Genomic DNA, 20,680 nt, shown 5'->3' on the forward strand with positions numbered 1-20,680 from the left:
TTAACTTAATGAGTTTAAAGGCTTTCTTGTGATATCCCCAAAGCTACTAAAAAAATTTTTTTACCAGTCGATAGCGCTATTAATCATTCTTCTAGTTGGTTTGTACTTTGCTTGCAGTGTTATTCCCACAATTAAAGCTAATTTTGGGTTTAATGAAGAGGTTAGCATTCGTGATGATGTAAGTTTACCCAAAGTTCTTATGGCTAAAGCTTGTGATAAAAACGAAGAAAATTGTTTAGATAATGTCATTTTGTTTGCAGGCATATTTGATCAAGGCACAGAAAACAGTGCTTCTCGTCTCCTAGAAAAACTAAACCAAGCTGACAAATTTAGTCATAATGTGTGTTTCTGGTCTCCTGGCGGAAGTATTGATTCAGCTGTGAGAATAGGTAACTGGATTAAAAGCAATAATTTGAATACCTGCCTAGCTGAAAAATATATAATTGAAGGAAGAGGTACATTATCGGGTACTCACTGTAACTCTGCTTGTCCTTTTGTATTTTTAATGGGGGATACACGTACACGGTTAGGTGATGATCTAAAGTTAGTTGTACATCACTCGGGGGGAAAGATTGATTTATGTTTTGCATGTTGGAAATTTAACTCACTAAATTCGACAGCTTATGACGACTATAGTGAAATGTTATTGTCTTCAGAGCATATAGATAAAGAACAACATATAGAACTCCTAAAGTATAGCTTAAAAACACACTTTTCAGATGGAAAGGCACTGACAAAAGATGATTGGCGTTCATATTCTATATTTACAAATTAATATTTTCCTGCAACCAGTGAAATTCGTTATTTGATAAGCGTGCAGAAATATAGCTTGTTATCTGATTTTAAATCAGTGACATAACAAAGCCATTAATACGACCACCAACACTCGGCATTCTAGGTCTGAATTTGCTTTGGTGTTTTAGGTGGTTGTATCAACATTATCGTAATGCGTTGTGGCGTATTATGGCAGGCGTTAGCCCTTTTCGAGGAAACGATATGGAAATCGTACAAGAAATAGATGTTTCAGAATTGCATCATAAGGCAATCGAAGCATTAAGAAATCAAGCTTTTCCAGACAGCCAAGTAAGTCGTTCTTACTTTAAGCAGTTACCTCATATGCGTGCCCTTCATTTTCAAGGTGAACAGTTGGTTGGCTATCTTGGACTGGATTATCGCGTTGTTAGCGTCGGTGGGGAAATACATAAGGTTCTGGGCGTAATCGACTTCTGTGTTGATGAACGTTATCGAGGGCAAGGTATTGGCTCTTTCATGTTGTCAGAAGTATCGTCATTTGCCGAAACTAAAGACGTTGATTTCATAATCCTCATATCTGAGTTACATGATTTCTACTCATCAAATGGCTTTAACAAAGTTCAGTGTATGCAGTCTTGGTTAAGGCTTCACGAGCACACCAACTTTGGAGTTGCTGTAGAGCATCTTGATGAACTGTATGTGAAACCACTCAGAGATAAGCAGTGGGGTGTTGGACATTTTGATTGGCTAGGTTATATGTACTAGTCAACCACAGGGCAACAAAGCATTTAAGAGCGATTCGCAACGCTTGGCAGTTTCACTTCGCTCAAGTATAGCCAAGCGTCGCTCACACCTTAATGCGGCGTTAACCGTCTCGAATAATTACAGGTTAAAATTATGAATATCTGTTACCTAACAGGTGAAAAAATTAATGAGTCAAATAAATCACTCGAACATATCATACCGAATGCGTTGGGAGGGGTTCTTACGCATAGGTATGTATTAACACATGATTCAAATCAGAAATTAAATATTGATATTGACGAAGAGTTTAATTCAATATTTGAAAGTGCTCATCAAAGGCTTGCATTAAAAAAAGATAGAGGAAAGCTAGGAGGAATTAAAGCTTTTCACCGTGATTTTGGAAAAGATATTATTGTTAGGAACGGTAAGTGTTACCCAATAGAACCTTTTTTTGATTCAAAGACTAATGCCGTATATGCCAAGGATAATAAAACGGGGGTGAACTTTTCTAAATACATTGCAAAAAAAGAGAATTTAGATGCAGGCCTTATCAAGGTTGTAACTGATATGACTGGTCAGTTTGAAGTTAAGTTTGGTTTTGACAATTCTCTTTTTAAGAAAGGATTAGCAAAGATTGCGGCTGGTTTTGCGACATATTGCGGGGTGTCTCGTGATAATCTGTGTGGAATTATTGATTTAAAAAATAATAAATTTAAAGATGACATTTTAATTGCACCTTATTTGCCTACAACTAATGAAGAGAGTTATTTTGAAGAAAATGTACATAATAGTAACTACTACGCAATACACTCATTAGTTCTTTCTGGTAACTCGAAAGATAAATTGCTTTATTGTTACGTTGAACTATTTAGTACGTATCAATTCTTTATAATTCTAAATGAAAATTATGAGGGTGATGATATTTATGAAAAGTATTTTCACTCATTAAGTGAAAACGCTTTATTTGACTACTCTGCTTACAAAAACAGCATTCCTAATGCGGATGGACTTTCAAAACTATTACCAGATGAATATAGGAAATATCCTAAATATTACATTCAATCAATGAGTAATAATTTGGTGTCTGATCTTGATTTAGTAAGGGCATATGCACATTTTAAAATGAATACTCTATATTCTTATATTAATTACATTAACATTAAAGCCAAGTTGAATTATTAGTTCGTGGCAGAAACGGTTAACAAACTGTTTAAGAGTGATTCGCAACGCTTGGCATTTTTGCTATGCGTTGCGTTTTGTGTTTAAGGTGGTATGCAGAGGCTTCGGTATTGCGTTGCTCACACCTTAACAGGGCGTTAAATTACAAAGAGGTCTCTGTGGTAAATAATCCAAAAGTATTTATTTCTTACTCTCATGATAATGAAGAACATAAGGATTGGGTATATAAACTAGCAACAGACTTAATGGCTAAAGGTATAGATACTATTCTGGATCAATGGGATTTAGAGTTAGGAGCCAATTTACCTAAGTTCATGGAAAATGGTTTGCATGATTCAGATAGAGTGCTAGTTGTTTGTACTGATAATTATAACTCAAAATCTAATAACAGTCTTGGTGGTGTTGGTTTTGAAAATACAATTCTGACAACAGAGTTAATGTATAATCAACAAACGACAAAGTTTATCCCAATTATTAGGTCCGTATCTTCGCAACAGAAGACACCTAGATGTTTAGCATCTAGGCTTTATATTGATTTTTCTAATGATGAATATATTGATGATTCATTCAATCAACTTGTTCATGAGATCTATGGTCTAAAGTTAAGGCCAAAACCAAAGTTGGGGAAAAATCCATTTCAGAGACCAGCTAGCAATTTACCTTCGATGAATGAAAAAAGTACTCCTTTCTTTCACTCTAGATTTTCATCAGCATTCCCTGGCTTACGCAGTATTGAATGGTTTGAAGGAGAAAATGCAATTGAAAGATTAAAAATTTTATTAAAACAACCACTAAAATTTGAGGACGGAACTCCAATTTGGTGGTGGGGGCATGGTGATAATCACATTTCAGATTTCAAAGCTGTAGAAGATAATATTGCTTTGATGAATAGGGATGAATTAAAAATAAACAAAATTGCAGCAGTTAATTGTGGTTCCTATTATCAATCGTTTGTGTATGTTGAAACATATGCAATGGAACCTACTGGTTTGTATGAAGTAAGTGAGGATACAAGAGATCCAGATGACATAGATTACCGCTCAGAGGAGTATGCAATATTTGGTGAGCACTTAATAAATAGAAGTGAATATGATGACGGTGCAGCAGTAATCGATGGTAAACCTGTAGATACTGCTGGTCAGGCAGAACTACGAGTTCGGTATATTACGCCTTATAATTTTATAATCGCACCGCATGGGTCTCCTATAAATAACCCTGCTTATGATCAACGACGCAGGAGTATTCTAAAAGAAATTATATCAGGAAGATCAAGTGTTGATGTGTTAGCTGATGAGTTATTAAAACTTCCAAGAACACGAGAGTAATTGTAATTTAACAATGCAATCAAGGTGATGCCTTACATTCGGCATTTTTGGTTTGAAGTGTATTTGGTTTAGTAAGTTCAGCGTTGGCGCACCTTATGCCAAGGCGTTATGTTTCTCGGAGTATGAATGTCTAGGCATAAAAAGTTCTTGAGTTTGCTCGACCTGAGTTTTTGACTGATCTTCAAGTAAGCCGCTTACAAGATCAGGGTTTATTGGCAGTATGGATGTAAGTAGAGACTGATGAAGGGCATAAATCAGTAGAACTCTCAGGCTTTGACGAATTGGCAGAAGTAGTTAGTTATTTGTTGTTAGCAGATCATGTCCTTACCTCTGAAGCGGTAGGTATTGGCAAAGAGTTTGGAACGATAAGAATTAGGTGTAGGGTGGATGACTGTTACTCCTAATTTTGGTGTGACACGGCAACCGTATAACAATGCAGTCAAATTGATCTACTGTACTTGGCGGTTTTGTATAAATTGAGTGTTGTGTTAGCTGTGGTTAATTCTTATACATACGTAGTTACGTTCGCTTGTCTCAGTTTTTATATGTTCTTGAGAGTTTTATGGAAATAGCAAAATTATTACATACTGGTTTTTCAACAGCGGATGCAGAGTATCCAGAAATACACCAAGTCGAAGGTGATGTTGTACTTAGATTTAAAGACTGGCAAGAAACAATTGTAGAAGTCTTTTTCGCTGATCCCGTAGCAATGAAATGGCAAATGGCTGAGTCTCTTCTTGAGGGTGAGCGTTATGATTCCTGTTACGTGATAGAGAACTCTGAATGGTTAAAGCTGCATATAGCTCAGGATGAAATATCCGAGGCAGAATGTTACAAGCACTATAAGTTTAATTTTAATGAGCTTGGACAGTTTGAAATTTTAGCTCTTAGTTACACAGTGAAAACATAACAAAGCCATCAAAACGACAATCAACGCTCGGCATTCTGGGTCTGAATATGCTTTAGTGTTTACTGTGGTCTTTTAAAAGTTGTCGTAATACGTTGCTTGCGTTTTATGGCGGGCGCTGGCGGATCCCCACATAATTTACGCACGATAATTGTTCCTTGCCATTAGAATTAGGGTGGATTGCGCCCAGCGTATTGCTGGTTCATTGATGTGATATTCCAGCCGTCGGAAGACCTCTTTTCCTAGCCTAACAAATGATAAAACGCGTCGGTCTTTTACTGAATTTGCCTGAAAGTGGCGGTGCCAACCGTTATGTTCTGCAATTATTCCAAACCACCAATAGACCATAAAAGCGAGCAGACCAATGAGCAGTAAAATTTCGAAGCGCTTAGGGTCATGAGTGCGGCTTTGGCGTAAGCCAAAACCATATTGTGGACTTTTTAAGTCTCGGAATGTTTCTTCAATTTGCATGCGTTTGGTATAGAGCCTGACGATACATCGAGATGAAAATATATTGGTTGGGATATTAGTCGCCAGCAGCCAAGGCTCTAGTGCTGACTTTTTATGGACTGCCTGGGCGGAGAAGTGTTCTCGACCTTTTGGCCTGTCTTTACGCTTTTTAGGTGTTTGTTTTTTATAGAGATGAAGATGACATTGCAATGGGTTTCGCTTGGCTAGCTGTGTGAATCCGACATATTTAGGTTTGCTATTCGCTTGATTAAACAACTGCTTGATGTGTTGCCATTGGTTTTTTATTAAGACGTTTACATCTCCTCTTACGCGTCCAAGATAACACCAACCCATGTCATTAACTTGTCTAAACCATGTATTACGAAAGCCAGCATCAGTCACGATGATAGGGGTGACATGCGAGGGTAAAACAGCTTTAAAGTTATCGAGAAACTGTTGATGACTACGTGGAGAGTTGTAGTTTTTGAAAGTAAAAGTTTGCTCGAAAAGCGTAACAGAACGACCATCTACAGCAATAGATGCTCTTAGTACCATGAGTCGTTCGTATTCGCGGATATCAGCCCAATCGACTAAGACAATGGGCTGTGTATTAACCGAACAAAATTGATGACAGTGCCACCGATAAATATCGAGTCTGTCGTGGTGCAGGTGATTATTACCTAATAAACGGTCAACTCGCTTAATACAGTGTTTCGTTTTGGCCTTTGAAGGAAGAGAGCGCCCAAGCAAAGTAAGCGTAAGTGCATCATTGCTAAGCAATGATTGCACCGAGTCCATGAGTGATTTTAGTCTCTTTTTGTGAATGTTAGGGCATTGATTTTCCAGCGACTCGTGTAGAATTTGAATATCACGCATCTTGCTTTCAATCTTTTGTGTTTGTGGTGAATTCATTAGATCAGAAGGTAAGGTGCGTGTCTACTTATTGAACTACAAAGGTATTTTGTGGGGATTCGTAAGTGGCAGGCGTTAAGCAATATATAGTTTCCCTTAAGTGTGTGAGGAATTGTAATGGAAAAAAACATTACTGATGATAATGACTTCGGTAAATTTAGTTTTGGATTTTCTTGTTTTAAATTAGTGTTCTGTATAATTTTGTCTATTTATTCTGGCGGAGTAATCTCAAATCTTTTTGGAGTGAGTTTGCTGGATGGTAGTGTGGTGATATCTGTTTTAAAGCAAGTGTTCTTTTATTCATTAGGCTTCTTTATTTGGTATAATGTTGCATTTCCAATTTTTAGAAGAGTAGAGATTTATACTTTTAAATGGAATAAATATAAGTTTGAAGTTGTCACTGGAGTTCAATCTAAAAAAGAGCATTTCGGTGGAATGATTTGCTTGTTTGTATTAATAATATTGGCAATTGTTTATTCGTATTATCCTCACCCAGCAATTTTATCACTTTCTCTACTGTTTGGTGCCGTATTAGCGTTTGTATGGCTTTTACATCGGGCAAGAGAACGTCAACTAGCTAATACATTATTTAAGAAAACTGTTTTCTATGTGTCTGAGTTTTTTACCTTAGGGGCTATTATAACCTCTTACATAATATGCCAGGTTATGGTTAGTTTAAAATTTACCGAGGCCCTTAAGCTTGATTTAGCGGGGGAGCGTGCCTTGAATTACTTTCAGCTTGCTGAAGCAGTCTTGTTGGGATTCATATTAGCACTGTTGTGTGAATGGTTAGCAAACAAATTCCCTGTGATTTGCTTAACAAAAACATCAAGTTGACGCACTTTACTCGGCAGTCTTGGTATGGAGTTCGGTGTGCTTTGTGTGTTTATCGTGGCGCACCTTATGCCAAGGCGTTATGGCTAAATATCTTTACACTTTTATCTAATAATTAGAGCTGACTCTAGACTCTTAATATTGATGTTTTTATCTATGATTTTATGTCTTTACGATCATTAGATTTAAACTGTATGGAGATAGTAATGAGTACTAGGCATAGTGAGATAAAGTTAACGATAGCGAAATTAATCGAAGTTGCATACTCAAAAAATAAAGGTTTAACAACATCTATTATGTTGGATGCTGGCTTTATCAAACTAACCGTTGATGATAAGGGGAATGCGCTTTTATCAGGGAAGGCTGGTGTAGTCACTTTTAGTGGGCAGGATGTAATTAATGAATTGGGGATGCAAGTTAAAAGAGTTTCCGTCAGTTTTAAAAATGAAGGTGACGGTCAAGCCTCATATACAGCTACATTAAATTTAGGCCTGATATCAACCTCTGTAAAAGGTAGCTTTAACGTAGAAGATTTGATTACGCAGTGTTCAGGACTTCTTTGTATAGCAGCAAGAAGATTGAAAAATCGTCCTGCATATATTGAAAGAAAACTTGCTGAAGCAATGGGTAACTAATATGGTTCGTATAAGCTTACTTTTAATCATGGCCTTATCATTTAGTGTCAATTCAGCATCACTGACATCAGCATATAATGACTACATAAAAGGCCTAACATTTCAAAATATAGAAAATAATTATAGTCAATATTTTAGTGATATTCTGATTGGAGATATAGATATTAGTGATGATTATTTAAAAAAACAACTTATGTTCAAAGAGAGTATGAAGTCTATAGATGAGCTTAATGAAACTTTATATTCAAACTACGGTTGTTTAACCGTTAACGGCTTTGATTTTGATAATCAGCCAATGTCATTCAATATTGAATACACTAAAGAATCACCAAGAGCTTTAATAAAGGCTGTTGATATATTATTACTGGAAAGTAAGTTGGAATTTTCTAATAAAGCTGTTTGTCCAAAAGAGTACATAGTAGAGTAATTTAGCCATAACAAGGCCATTAAAACGACCACCAACGCTCGGCATTCTAGGTCTGAATTGGCTGTAGTGTTTTCGGTGGTCTATCAACACCATCATAATACGTTGCTGGCGTTATATTATCTGATATATGGAAGGTTAGTAGAGAATGAAAGATAAGGAATTTGTTACTTGGGAATCGATTCGAGTAAAAGGTAAATTAAGGTTCTTTTTTGTTAATGGGCTTTTATTGTATGGATTACCTATGTGCATTATAACGGCTTATTCAAATAAGTTATTTGAAAACGGCTTTACGCTTAAAGCAGTATTAGGACACGTTACAATTTGGTCAATGGCTGGCTTAATGTTCGGAGTCGTTATGTGGTATATCACTGAGCGCAGATATAAGAAGGAAGTTACTTTTCGTGAAAACTCGAAACAGTAATAAGTGAATTGGTTGTCAGTGCCGCAAGTAGTGATTCAATTATTTTTCTAATGAGTGCAACATATAAGGTAGGTCAGAGTTTAATTTTAAGCTGTTTTTGCATCCCATAAGGCGCCATCTCTTAGCATTGAATTGAGGATGATAACCATCTTTCTGACGCAGGCGATGATAGCGACTTTTTTGGTTCTCTTCAGCATGGCGGGCGCTGCGCAATTTAAAGTGAGTATGGAGTTACCATAAATGATTGAGTTAGAAACGGATCGTTTAATTCTCAGGCAATGGAAAAAGTCGGATTATTTAGCGTTTGCTGAAATGACTGCAGATCCTTTGGTTATGAGGTTCTTCCCGAATGTGCTATCGAAAAATGAAAGTGATCAGTTGGCTTCAAAGATTGAATCATTGATTAACGATAATGGGTGGGGATTTTGGGCTGTTGAACTGAAGGAAACGTCAACATTTATCGGCTTCGTTGGTTTGCACTACCAAGACCAGGGTATTCCCAACTCACCCTTTATCGAGATAGGGTGGAGGTTATCATCAAATTTCTGGGGGCTTGGTTATGCTCGTGAAGCAGCGCAAGCAGCACTGAGGTTCGCATTTGAAGAACTTAATGAAACGGCTGTTTATGCTTTTACAACTACAGCCAATCAACCTTCAAGAAATGTAATGACCAAAATTGGCATGGTTGATATAAATCAAGATTTTAATCATCCAAAATTGCCCGATGATCATGAATTAGTTCGGCATTGTTTATATCGAATAACGTCAGAAATGTGGAGAAATTCAACTGCATAACAAGGCTGTCAATACGGCAAACGTTGGCGAACCCTCACATAATTTACGCACGGTAATTGTTCGTTGCCATCAGAATTAGGGGGCACTGCGCACAACGAATTGTTGATCCGTTGATGTGATATCAGCCGTGGTACGCGATGAGACTGCTTTACCATTTATCACAAGTGTATAGAAAGCACCAAGTTAACGTTTTACGCCATGACTTTTGTATTCAGCGCAGAGCTTGTTACTCTTGATACTGTGGCAGAAGACTAGAGAGGGTGAATTATCAAGCGGCTTAAAAGTATCGATCTTACTCAGTCGAAACGTTGGTTACAGCCAGAGCAGCGGCAAGCGTTGGCAGAGATCATCACTGCCAGCTTCTCTAATGTAGACTCTGACGCTTATTTGTTTAAATACTTTGATAGTGCTGAACCCTATCAGAGGAAATTGAGGCTCTATCTCGATCAAGAACGGGTTGTCGGTTACTGTTTACTGACTTTTACCCATATTTCAAATAAGGTTGTTATTAAGGCATCTGCTGCGTTTTTGCCTGATTATAGAAAGGGTAGTAATACTTTCATCTTTTCTCTTCAAGAAAGCTTTAAAAGTTGGCTGACTAAGCCTTGGCGACAACATTACTATGCAGACACTATGCTTAGCCCAGCTATGTACCGTGCAATTGCTAAGAATACCGGGATAATTTGGCCACATTTTTCACATCAGGCACCGGCCGCGTTATTTGACCATTTTAACCCAGACGGTGATCCTAGCGCAGAGAATGCGATACGGTGTTTGGTTTCGGTCGATAGGGTGAGTAATTATAACCAAGCGGAATTGGACATGTTACTGACCAGTGATAAACCAGAAATTCAGTATTATTGTAAGCTGAACCCGCACTTTAATAGCGGTGTGGCACTCTTCGTTATTATTCCTGTAAATCTGAAACAATTCTTACTGACACTAATCAAAAGAAAGTAAAAACAACGTGTTGGTTAGCTTTCTTGGTTAGTGTCTGTATTGATGCTCTAACACACTCGAAGGTTCGACCCTTAAGATTTACGTAATATGCAAAAGTAGACCTATTGCAAGGCCGTTATGCGGTGATACAAGCAAGGGGATATATAGCGCCTCAGATAAAGTGTATTTGACGAGTGATAAAGGCCTAAAAAAGTTGTGGGTCTTTATCACTCGTAGCATTAGTTGAATCGGTAATTTATACCAGCACTTAAACTATCTTCTTGAAGATTATCTTGATTGGCTTTCATTCCAAATGAGTGATTATAGTTACTAACAATCTGGAAATGGTCATTAATGTTGTAACCTAATGACGCGCCTAGCATCAGCCCTAGATCTGACTTTTTCATCTGATCATCTTTATAGCGGGCATAGGTTACTCCACCTTCAGGAGAGACAAAGAAGCTACTTTGTTGAATATTAAATGGCTTTTCGATCGCCAGCGTGTAATTGTCGTAATCTGCACCATCTCCTTTTAATGATGAAGCTGCCCCTTTAATATTTCCCCATGCTAGCTCACTGGCAGCTTGGAATTTGAATCCATTCATGTTGGCGTGCTGGCTTCCTACTTTGACATTACCGTGTTCGTAATTAGCACCAAAGTATGTATTTACATCTTGTGCTTGAGATAGAGTAGGTAGCACGATACCCATAGTCACGACAAGTAGCTTATTTATTTTCATTGTAATTCTCCTCTATGGCTGACAATCTTATAATATTTAAAACATCGTTCATTTGAAGTGCTATATTGGGTAAATAAGATTGTGTTTATGGTGGAAGCACATTAAAGCTAGTTGAGCTACCTTGATACACATACGTAGTTACAAGAAAGGAAAGTAAAAGTGAATGATGAAGCAATAATGTCTGATACTGATTACGTAGGTTTTTGGGCTCGTGTTGGTGCGTCCTTAATTGATTGCTTAATTATGGTGCTGATAATAATTCCATTAATGTACGTTGTTTATGGTGATGGCTATTTATATTCGGAAGATGTACTACTTGGAGGGGTAGATGCTGTACTTAATTACATCTTTCCTTTATGTGCAACAATCGCCTTTTGGACATATAAATCAGCAACACCAGGAAAAATGGTAATAAAGGCGACGATTGTTGACGCTAAAACAGGTAAGCCTTTAACAGTAAAACAGTCTTTGCTTCGCTACTTTGGTTATATTGTTTCGACTATACCATTAGGGCTTGGATTATTTTGGGTCGGTTGGGATAAAAAGAAACAAGGTTGGCATGATAAATTAGCCGGTTCAGTGGTTATCCGACCTCGAAGTAAAGAAGCTGATAAAGACAGCTTGAATGGTTAATCGTGTAAAGCTGGTTTGCGATCCTCTGTATTATTATGCTACGTCAAATCAGCAAGTTAAGCGTAAGGAAAACCTGAATTTAACCTTTAAATATCAGACATAATCAAGCTAGGAGCAGAAATTAGGTGTAAAATCAGGCTCTAGAATACACAGGTGTATCAATAGGCGTTTGTGCGTAACAGTATTAGCAAGCAAAGAGCCTAGTACATTACTGTGATTAACGTGCTAAAAGAAGAAAAACATGATCAAATGCCCTCTTATTACTCCGCGAAATATACGTCCACTTAATGTTGATACCCATCCTGCAAAATTTGCGAATAACACCCATGTCTATTTTTATGATTGCCACCAAGCTCAGCCTGCTTGGCTACAACAGCTGTTCACTGTGTGGGGGATTGTACGTGATGTGGCTTTTGATGATGACATGAATGAAATCGTCTACCAGCTTTATTTACCAAAAGAGCGACGCTCCATCTATGTGCATGAAAAAGAGCTGGTGGCTGACTGCGGTGACAATCCAACTGTATGTCCATGGGGTGAAATAGAATCGACAGTACAAGATGGGATCATGGTGAAAGTGGCTAACAAGTTAGCCCCTGATGTTTTATTAGATGATGTTGTCAAAGCATTAGAGTTAGACGCTATTCGTTATATGAGGCATAAGCGTCGGATACATGTGCTACTCAGAACACCTAAATCTGTTGTTCGCGTCAGTTATGATCGTCAGCCAGAATACCGAGTCTTTGCAAAACGCGCGAGTTTCTCAGAAGCTCAGCAAGCGTTAATGATGTAATCGGATTCTAGTAGGGGATACGAGTCAAAACGTAAACTTTACTTTCAAATTCAAATAATAAGAACTACGCTGACATTGAATGTCTATCTCTTGTACTACATACTGTGCAAGTATAATAATGCATTGTTAGCGTTAAGAGTGTGCTTAAAATGGATCGAGCACAGGTTTGCGTTTTATGGAGGCTGAATGAAAAGAAAAACCTTGTTAATGCTCCTTGTGAGCCACTTATCTGTGGGTGCCATTGGCTTTGCAGTTGGGATATATGCATTGCCCATTCTTATTGCTCCGCCGCCACCAACAGCACACGAAGTTTCTACAGTGTCCTCACAAGCTCAATACTCGGCAGAGTTTAAAAAGGATCTAAAAGGCAGCGATGCATTTCACTGGGGGCAAGGTCAGGTTTCTGTTGGGCCTGAATTTATTACTCTCATGGGGAAACTGGCACCAGGCCCTGACTATAAGCTCTATCTCTCGCCCGAGTTCGTTGAAACAGAAGCTGATTTTAATCGCATTAAAGCGAGCATGATTCAAGTTGATGAAGTGAAAACCTTTGAAAACTTTGTGGTACAAGTACCAGAAGACGTTGAGATTTCTCGCTATAACACAGTAATCATTTGGTGCGAAACCTTTGGTGAGTTTATTACTGCCGCTCAATATAAATAATCAAAATAATCATCCTATTGATTAACCAGTCAGGAGAAGGGCTGGATAATTGATGGGGTGGGTATACATATTACATTCATTAAATATAAACCAAGCACTATTAAGTGATTGGTTTGTTTCTTTATAAAAAAGGTATGACAACGTGAAAGCCCATTCTTTAACCATTGAATACTCTCTGGGTAATCTAGAATCTCTACAGTATGGTATAGAGGCATTAATTAATGATCTCGATTTAGATGGTATTGAAGAGTCAAGTAAGTGCTATCGAGATTATCGTTTTGTTGGTAAAGATGAAAAAGGTACTTCACTGGGGAAAGGCAAGGTTTGTAAAACGTTTTTTTATAAAGCATTGGCAGAGAATGATGCTTTGAGACCATTGCTGGTTGCTTATATTAAAAAGCTAACCGCGTATAATTTCTTTTTGGGCTCATGTTCAGCCTTAGTGGCACCGGGTGAGGCCCAGATAGTTAAAGATCCCGTATATGCATTAGTTGATTTAGGTGCAGAATACATTGATCTTTATTGCGATGCGTTTAGTACATCAGACCGTGATTATGATCTTGGCTTTGATAAGCCTAAACGCCAGTTTGTTCGTCTTTATCCAGAAAGCGAAGAAATTGCAATTTTGTATGCCGCGATAATGGTAGGGCGTTTAATGTCGTATTCTACCGATCCTGTGCTGCCCAAACCACCATCAGCATTTGTAGCGCGTTTTTTAGAGCCAGCTTATTGTAATTACTTTATTCAATTATGTGCTGCAGAGTTTATTCGCAATGCATTGACACATTCAGAAGATGAACATCACCTAGGATTAGCGAGCCTTGAGGTGAATAAAATGAACAGTGACCTTGATGAACTCGAAGAGCAGTTTACTTTCCAGCCTTATTTGATGTTATTACTTGAATTAACAAATCGATCGGCGAAAGATATTCTACAAGCGCTTAAAGAAGAGGTGACGGGCATTTTTGATGGCAGCCGTAATCCTGTTAAACCAGTCCTTTATGATTTCCCAACGCCAGCGTGGGTGATTAACCAATACGAGAATGCCTCACGATTTTTTGCCGATGAATAAAGGTATTTTATTTTGTTATAACGGCAAATTATTCGACATCAAGAGTGTTTTAGCGTTATAGATAGCTTATACGTTTGGCGGTTAGCCGTTCCATCATTTTATTAGGATGAAAAATGAAATTTGTAACAACAGAAAGCATTATGGGCGAAGAGATTGAAGCAACGCTTGGTGTTGTAACGGGCAATGTTGTGCAATCTAAGCATGTTGGCCGCGATATTATGGCAAACTTGAAAGGTATTGTCGGTGGTGAGCTGAAGGGATACACCGAGATGCTAGCGGAAGCTCGCGGTATTGCAATTGAACGTTTGCTAATCGAAGCTCAAAACCTTAATGCAGATGCCGTGGTTGGCGTAAGGTTTACGACCAGTGCGATAACCCAAGGCGCCTCAGAAATTATGGCGTATGGTACAGCGGTGAGGTTAAAAAGATAAAGATGAAGAAACGTTTGTTTGCACTATAAGATTTGTGAACATCAAAAACGTTAGGTTTCGAGTTTTAAGCCTAGAGGGTGCAGGTGACATTTATACCGAATATAATCACCTGCATCTTCTTTTATTCTTTATTTGATTATTGTTATATTTTATATGTAGGTTAATTTAATTTATTTATTATATTTCCAATGAGTGTGTTTTTATAAATGCGCCCTCATTTGATAATATAAGGCACGTTATATTATTTCTTCCATTTGTTTGCTTATATTCCAAAAGTGATGTTTAAATTGGGAGCAATATTTCATTTATGCATGCAAATTATTGCTAAGCGATTCTATCAGCGCATTATATGCCTTGTCATATTGCAGGTGGGTATTTGATGTTCGCCAAAGGTTTCTCTGTTGTTAATGGCGAATAACATCCCCGCTTTCATTTATTGGCTAAGATTCTTGTTCATATCTTAAATTTTAAGGTACAGGCTGTTTTGTCTTTATCTACAGCTTGATGTATTTAGGGTTCAAATCTGAACAAGAGGCATTGTTTATTCCCTTCGATAATTACTTATGATGAGGTGAATAAACCGATATTCTAAAAATAGAAATGTTTGAGCATTTCAAGAGACAATATGCTAGGAAATAATCATGATAAGAAGAAATATTATAACGCTTGCGATACTAGGGCTAGTGGCAACCACAACAGTTAGTGCAACAGAAATGACTGAGCCTACAGGTTCGGCCATTAATATGTTAAGTAACCTACAAGATGTTAGTGATGTTAACTATATTAATGCAGGGTATTTAGTCGAGGAAGGTGCAGTTCCGCCATCTTTATCAGAGATCAAAACACAGGTTTTAGATTTTGGAAAACGTTACTTTATCGACTTTAGTAATATCGCAAGTGAAGAGGCGAAAAATAAAGCTAAAGATAAGCTACGTCAAAGTGTTGGGGTTTTCTTATCTGGTGATATGATCCTCATCACTCCGTATAAAGGCGAGTTGATGTTCTCGTTGCTTGATGGCGCAGATGATCCCAATATCACTTTGTTAGAAGCTCAGCCAAAACGCGCTTCACGTTCAAAGCGTAGTGCACCATTACTCTCGAATTCTGATAATACCATTCCAAATGTGGCTTTTTACCTAAATGCTCACCGCCAAATAACAGATGATGAGTGTAATCTGACATGGAATACATTTGATGGACCAGAAAAAAGTTACCGTAGTTGTCGTAACGCTAATATATCGCTTATTTATAAAGTAAACCTCCAGCGTTCATTGCGTTTCGGTACGCAAGGTTCTGCAACGCCAGACGCAAAAATCGTACGCATAGGTATTGATGACTCGACGCAAGGTACAGGTATCCAGTTAAACGATAAGCTTGAACCTCGCTATTTGGTTTCACACGGTATTCCGTGGCCTGAAGGTGGAAATGAGGCCGAGTTTGTTACAACAGCGATAGCTCGAAATTATGACTTTAATTTTGATGCGTCGAATGATAAAGCGAATATCTTGCGTACAGTACCGGCGTCAAACCTTAATGCCAATTACAGCCACAAAGAAGTATCGACATTTAATTTCGGTATTAGTGGTGGAGTTGAAGTCAATAAAGATGGCCCTAAAGCTAAGTTAGATGCGAATGCAAGCTGGAGTGAGTCTAAATGGCTGTCGTTTGACACTCGTGATTATCGCGTTGAACGAAGTTCAAAAGGGCCAAAGCATGTTGCGTTTAAATGGGCTCGACAACAATACCCTACAGCTGAATCTATTCGAAATGTAAAAACACATGGCATTTCGGCTCGTTTAGGTATCCCTGCTAATTTAAGCCTTATTAATCCCATTGGTTATAAAAGCTTTACGCCTAAAATGGAGGTGATCTATAAAGCAGCTCCAACAGCAACGGGTACAACAACACTATCGGTTGATTCAGCGGTCGATATTACTGGTTTTAGATACCGTTCAAGTGTGACAGGTTTCTTTGGTGTTCGTACTTATTACTCAAAAGACAGTGATAATCAAGTTAGACACATAAATAAGAAAGTAAGCTTTGTCGTGGATTGGGATCATCCTGTGTTTACTGGTGGTCGACCTGTTAACTTGCAGCTGGCTAGCTTTAATAACAAGTGTATTGCTGGTGATTATCAAAATAACTTAAGCGCTAAAACATGTAATGAAGATAACTTCCAACAAGCTTTTATTTACAACAAGGTAGGGCAGTTTGTCAGCGCCCAAAATACCAAGTTATGTTTAGATGGTGAAAACTTAAATCAACTTCAAACATGTGGTGCGAATCTTTCACAACGTTGGAAATGGAAGGAAGGCACTAACCAACTGCTGAATGTCTTTACCCAAGAATACTTAGGTCACAATAAGACGACAGGTGATTTAATCATGGTTGCTGGGGCAAACGACACGACCAGTACGGATTGGTATTCTGCTTATGTAAATGTGTTTAAACAGTCATCGGTACACAGAAACTAATGTTGATTAATCAAGGTTAATTATTATCACTGTAAAAAGGGGGAGCCTAAATTAGGCTCCCCCTGTTTTTATTGAACAATCATCGTCTGTGTTGAAGAGGATGACTTACCTTTATCATCTGTCACTGTTAGTTGGAACGTCAACTTAGCGTTCACATTAGGTGTTAGCGCATAAGCATAACGGCTGGTTGGGTAGGCTATTTTTACTTTTGGTCCTGAAACTTGGCTCCATTGGTATTGACTGATCGAACCATCTGGATCAGTTGATTGGGTTCCATCAAGCGCAGCCCATTGCGAGAAAGAAGCGATTTGCTTTTCAGGAATAATCGCAATAGGTGCTTTATTATTATCCGGATTTTCAGACTTTACGACGATAGTTTGAATGGCCGAATCGGTATTGCCATTCTCATCCGTAATGGTGAGCTTAAACTTCAACGTAGTGCTGTAATCTGGTGTAATTGCGTAGGCATAGTTTTTATCTGCGTAATCAATTCGGACGTTGGGCCCTTCGATCTGTGTCCATTGAAAATGTACTTTGGTGCCTTCAGCGAAAACAGATTGAGTACCATCCAATACTACCCATTGGCGGGCTGGTGACGCTTGGCTCGCAGGCACTTTCGCTGTAATGCTGGTATTACCTCCAACAGATATCTCACCTTCATATGCTGGTGCATTATGCTCTGTCACTGTGATCGTCATTGACTCAGTCGGGGTGATATCAAAGTGTGCGACACCGTTATCATCTGTTGTAACTACATGCGACTGACCTGACTTGGCAACAAGCGCAACACGCGCATCTTTCAATCGAGCACCATTATTGCTTTGAACAACCACATCAAAGGCAGATTGAGTGCCACTCGCGATGTTTTCTGGGTAGGTCACCGTTAACGCTTGCGGGCGTTGAGTACGCAACTCTAATTCAGGATCGCCAAACCAACTAAAGAAGCGGGCAGTGGAAAGTGCTGTGCCTTGGGTGCCATAATGGCTAAATAGACGGTGTTTAGCACGGTTTACTGCCATTGCTGGACGCCAAGAAACAGGGTAGATATTACTTGACCAGTTACCGTCGTAATCATCCCAGAAGCTATCCATGATTGCGGCATGCATCAGATCGTTATAACCGGAGTAACTCACTCGTACAGCACCCGTAAAGCCGACTGCACCACCATTTGGATTACGCATCCAAGATTCTGCAAATGAATCTTTTCCGTCAAACCAACCCGTTGCACAGTTTAAACTGAAAACAACTGGTGACATGTTACCGTTCGCGAGTGCGTTGACTTCGGTTGCCGTATAGCGGGGATCAGCCCAACCAGAACCGTCACCGTAACCATGATCTCGGTGCATAACTAAGCTAACACCTTGGTTAATGGCGTCTGAGATTTGTACATGGTTGCCATTGCCTTGGTTTTTCCAAGCTTGTGGCACTGGGCTTGGTGGTGTGACTCGTGCGCTGCCGTAATCCCAACCACCATATTTTAGTTCTTTGGATAAATCGGCATCCCACTGTAGTGCTGTGTGGATTAGAAACCCTTTATTGAATAAATCACCTGGGCCATCAAAGAAGTCATAGTCAGGGCCTAAGAAGTCAGCGACACGATGGAGATCTTCCATAAACATGCGGTCAGCTTTTCTATTACCATCGTTATCTTGGTATTGACCAGCAAGTAAAACATTGTTGTAACGTTCGGAATCAACCGGTGTTTTTTCGTAATTAAGCGTACGAGTAACCATGCTGGTGATTTGTGCTTCGGTATCACCCGGCAGGCGACCTAGCACTAAGTCTGGGTATTTATCCGTGCCGTCGACTAAGGTGTATTCGAAATCGGTGTGCCATTTGTGATTCTTGCCGTGATAGCCGTGACCTGTGATCTCCCATGCAGGAATGTCTTCATGATCGCCAACTAGGAGCACGTAAGAGGTCATTGTCCCATTACTGTAAGCATCTGAAATATACTTCTTGATGTCTTCTTGTGTGTTACCGGTTTCAGTCACAGTAGCAACGTGGACCTTATAGCCTTTTTGGCGCTTCCAAGCCGCTAATGGTGCAATGGCATCTTTGAATCGATCTGCTGTGATGATCAAGTAATCTGCATTTTGTGCGGGTGTCAGTGCTGCATTGTTTTGAGCACTAGGTTGAGCTTGTAAAGCGGGAGACGCTGATTGCTCAGCTTTTGAACGAATATCAATAACAGAATCTGTTGGTGCATCAAAGCCTAATTGATCCGTGCGTTTTGAATGCCCCCCTTTGTTTTTAGGCAAGCTGTAATTAACGTGAAAACGTACTTTTTTAGCGAAACGAACGGTCTTTTCAATTGGACTAAAATCCATCGGACGGTATGAAATAACCGCGTAACTTTTACCGCGAACACGGACGGTTTCAACAACAGTGACAGGAGGGATTTGGGCCTCTGTCATTAAACTATAAGCCGCTTCATCTTTCACAAATGGCATGTTTTGGTCTGGGCGAGAGCCATCCATTTCAACCACATCAGGGAAGGGAAGTTGGACAGGATCGACTAAGGTGTCTTTGAACGTATCAGACCATTCCACCTCATCAATAACGATATTCAGTTGAGCACCATCAGGAATACGGATTAACTGTTGGTAGCCCGTTAAATTTGGCTTTCCTGGTTCAACTGGGCCACCGCCATCAGGCAATATAATACGGTCATAAATATTACCATCGGCCATTTTTACTTTGGCCATAGTGAGAGAGGTTAATTTTGCTTCAAATATAGCTTTACTGGCATCTAGATTTAATAATGAGAAATAAGGGCTCGACTTTTCTTCGTCAGCAGCAGATGCAACATCAGTGGCTAAATCAAAATTGATAACACGCTCATTAAAAATAGAGGCGTCAACATGTTCGACAGCAAATGTGGATTGTGAGAAGAGTGCAAGAGTTAAAAGTAACCTCGTTTTATTGAGTTTCATTATTGTCTCCGGTATGTGTTGTGTTGTTTGGAATTAGAAATAATATTTATAAGTTAACAGTGCTAATAACTAAGCCTGTTATTTTGGTATTGAGTATTCTCTTATTATTGGTTTTTTTTAGTTGTGGCTAAATCCCCCCCGTTACTCACAGGGTGTTGTTTTAACCTTTTGTTTTACTGTGCTTTTATCGGGTTTTGTCTTTTTCTTGTATTGTTTTTAAAAGTGTTTTTTGTGTGTTAATGCTGAGTTGATAAGGAATGTATATCATAAATAAAAAAGTGCATCGCAAAAAAGTGCATGTAGACTTCGGTTTTGTAATACAAATGTGATGTTGCTCTAATAAAATATTCGTTTTTTAATTCCCGTTTGTCCTAAAGCTGACTCTTATTGGGTGCGGGGATATTTATAAAATTATATTAAATGGTTTTTTTCTTAAAGTATGAACGTTGTTTTGATTGTTAAGGTAATAGGGATTAGGTCGCTTTATTGTTTCTAATGTACAAAGTGAAATTTTCAATACGAATGTAGGTTGAAATAAATTCCCCCTTCAAATAGCGATTTGGCGTCAAGTATCAAAGTACCTCAGTATTATAACTGTTTACGGATTTCACCTTGAC

General features: G+C 38.7%; 20 protein-coding genes and 1 pseudogene. 17 read left to right on the forward strand and 4 right to left on the reverse strand.

Features of this window, described 5'->3' with window-relative positions; all coding sequences use genetic code 11:
• Positions 1-28 precede the first annotated feature (28 nt).
• The 5 genes from OCU77_RS08145 to OCU77_RS08170 all read left to right on the forward strand — a co-directional run bounded on the left by OCU77_RS08145 (position 29) and on the right by OCU77_RS08170 (position 4,911).
• Entirely contained in the window at positions 29-775 is a 747-nt protein-coding gene (locus OCU77_RS08145) for a hypothetical protein (protein WP_107303187.1), read from the forward strand.
• A gap of 221 nt (positions 776-996) precedes the next feature.
• Positions 997-1,518 carry a GNAT family N-acetyltransferase gene (locus OCU77_RS08150; protein WP_048901114.1) on the forward strand — a complete coding sequence of 174 codons (522 nt, stop codon included), beginning with the start codon at positions 997-999 and terminating at the stop codon, positions 1,516-1,518.
• Between the two features lie 132 nt (positions 1,519-1,650).
• A complete protein-coding gene (locus tag OCU77_RS08155; RefSeq protein WP_107303188.1) occupies positions 1,651-2,679 on the forward strand; it encodes a hypothetical protein in 1,029 nt (342 codons plus the stop codon).
• A gap of 155 nt (positions 2,680-2,834) precedes the next feature.
• The gene (locus OCU77_RS08165; protein WP_048901117.1) at positions 2,835-4,001 is read left to right on the forward strand and encodes a toll/interleukin-1 receptor domain-containing protein; all 1,167 of its coding nucleotides are present in this window, start codon (positions 2,835-2,837) and stop codon (positions 3,999-4,001) included.
• A gap of 562 nt (positions 4,002-4,563) precedes the next feature.
• Positions 4,564-4,911: a hypothetical protein gene (locus OCU77_RS08170; protein ID WP_048901118.1), complete on the forward strand. Its 348-nt coding sequence runs from the start codon at positions 4,564-4,566 to the stop codon at positions 4,909-4,911.
• Positions 4,912-5,046: 135 nt separating this feature from the next.
• On the opposite strand, the gene OCU77_RS08175 is transcribed toward OCU77_RS08170, so the two are convergent.
• On the reverse strand, positions 5,047-6,234 hold the full coding sequence (locus OCU77_RS08175; RefSeq protein ID WP_261856001.1) for an IS4 family transposase: 1,188 nt from the start codon (positions 6,232-6,234) through the stop codon (positions 5,047-5,049).
• 153 nt (positions 6,235-6,387) lie between these two features.
• Between OCU77_RS08175 and OCU77_RS08180 the strand changes: the two genes are divergently transcribed.
• The 4 genes from OCU77_RS08180 to OCU77_RS08195 all read left to right on the forward strand — a co-directional run bounded on the left by OCU77_RS08180 (position 6,388) and on the right by OCU77_RS08195 (position 8,587).
• Complete coding sequence (locus OCU77_RS08180) at positions 6,388-7,107, forward strand: hypothetical protein (protein ID WP_048898236.1); 720 nt, start codon at positions 6,388-6,390, stop codon at positions 7,105-7,107.
• Positions 7,108-7,310: 203 nt separating this feature from the next.
• Entirely contained in the window at positions 7,311-7,739 is a 429-nt protein-coding gene (locus OCU77_RS08185; protein WP_048898237.1) for a hypothetical protein, read from the forward strand.
• Position 7,740: 1 nt separating this feature from the next.
• The gene (locus OCU77_RS08190) at positions 7,741-8,166 is read left to right on the forward strand and encodes a hypothetical protein (RefSeq protein WP_048898238.1); all 426 of its coding nucleotides are present in this window, start codon (positions 7,741-7,743) and stop codon (positions 8,164-8,166) included.
• A gap of 145 nt (positions 8,167-8,311) precedes the next feature.
• Positions 8,312-8,587, forward strand: a complete 276-nt coding sequence (locus tag OCU77_RS08195; RefSeq protein ID WP_048898239.1) for a hypothetical protein — start codon at positions 8,312-8,314, stop codon at positions 8,585-8,587.
• An 86-nt stretch (positions 8,588-8,673) separates the two neighbouring features.
• Here the strand turns inward: OCU77_RS08195 and OCU77_RS08200 are convergent.
• Positions 8,674-8,775 (reverse strand): annotated as a pseudogene (locus OCU77_RS08200) (IS110 family transposase); the annotation flags it as partial.
• Between the two features lie 52 nt (positions 8,776-8,827).
• Between OCU77_RS08200 and OCU77_RS08205 the strand changes: the two are divergent.
• Positions 8,828-9,382 (forward strand): GNAT family N-acetyltransferase, encoded by a 555-nt coding sequence (locus OCU77_RS08205; RefSeq protein WP_048898240.1) that lies wholly within the window; start codon positions 8,828-8,830, stop codon positions 9,380-9,382.
• A 336-nt stretch (positions 9,383-9,718) separates the two neighbouring features.
• Positions 9,719-10,342 (forward strand): hypothetical protein, encoded by a 624-nt coding sequence (locus tag OCU77_RS08210; RefSeq protein ID WP_244915178.1) that lies wholly within the window; start codon positions 9,719-9,721, stop codon positions 10,340-10,342.
• Positions 10,343-10,560: 218 nt separating this feature from the next.
• Here the strand turns inward: OCU77_RS08210 and OCU77_RS08215 are convergent, their stop codons facing one another.
• Entirely contained in the window at positions 10,561-11,061 is a 501-nt protein-coding gene (locus OCU77_RS08215) for an outer membrane beta-barrel protein (protein ID WP_048898241.1), read from the reverse strand.
• 159 nt (positions 11,062-11,220) lie between these two features.
• Between OCU77_RS08215 and OCU77_RS08220 the strand changes: the two genes are divergently transcribed.
• The 6 genes from OCU77_RS08220 (at position 11,221) to OCU77_RS08245 (ending at position 17,127) form a co-directional block, all read left to right on the forward strand.
• Entirely contained in the window at positions 11,221-11,694 is a 474-nt protein-coding gene (locus OCU77_RS08220; RefSeq protein WP_390624766.1) for an RDD family protein, read from the forward strand.
• Positions 11,695-11,935: 241 nt separating this feature from the next.
• Positions 11,936-12,487 (forward strand): hypothetical protein, encoded by a 552-nt coding sequence (locus OCU77_RS08225; RefSeq protein WP_048898242.1) that lies wholly within the window; start codon positions 11,936-11,938, stop codon positions 12,485-12,487.
• Between the two features lie 186 nt (positions 12,488-12,673).
• Positions 12,674-13,150 (forward strand): DM13 domain-containing protein, encoded by a 477-nt coding sequence (locus OCU77_RS08230; protein WP_048898243.1) that lies wholly within the window; start codon positions 12,674-12,676, stop codon positions 13,148-13,150.
• Positions 13,151-13,292: 142 nt separating this feature from the next.
• Complete coding sequence (locus OCU77_RS08235) at positions 13,293-14,222, forward strand: hypothetical protein (protein WP_048898244.1); 930 nt, start codon at positions 13,293-13,295, stop codon at positions 14,220-14,222.
• Positions 14,223-14,335: 113 nt separating this feature from the next.
• Entirely contained in the window at positions 14,336-14,653 is a 318-nt protein-coding gene (locus OCU77_RS08240) for a YbjQ family protein (RefSeq protein ID WP_048898245.1), read from the forward strand.
• 641 nt (positions 14,654-15,294) lie between these two features.
• A complete protein-coding gene (locus OCU77_RS08245) occupies positions 15,295-17,127 on the forward strand; it encodes a leukocidin family pore-forming toxin (protein ID WP_048898246.1) in 1,833 nt (610 codons plus the stop codon).
• 68 nt (positions 17,128-17,195) lie between these two features.
• Here OCU77_RS08245 and OCU77_RS08250 read toward each other — a convergent pair whose 3' ends face one another.
• Positions 17,196-20,063 (reverse strand): C25 family cysteine peptidase, encoded by a 2,868-nt coding sequence (locus OCU77_RS08250; protein ID WP_107302847.1) that lies wholly within the window; start codon positions 20,061-20,063, stop codon positions 17,196-17,198.
• Positions 20,064-20,680 lie beyond the last annotated feature (617 nt).

The sequence above is a fragment of the Photobacterium swingsii genome, from assembly GCF_024346715.1.
GTDB classification, from domain to species: Bacteria; Pseudomonadota; Gammaproteobacteria; order Enterobacterales; family Vibrionaceae; genus Photobacterium; species Photobacterium swingsii.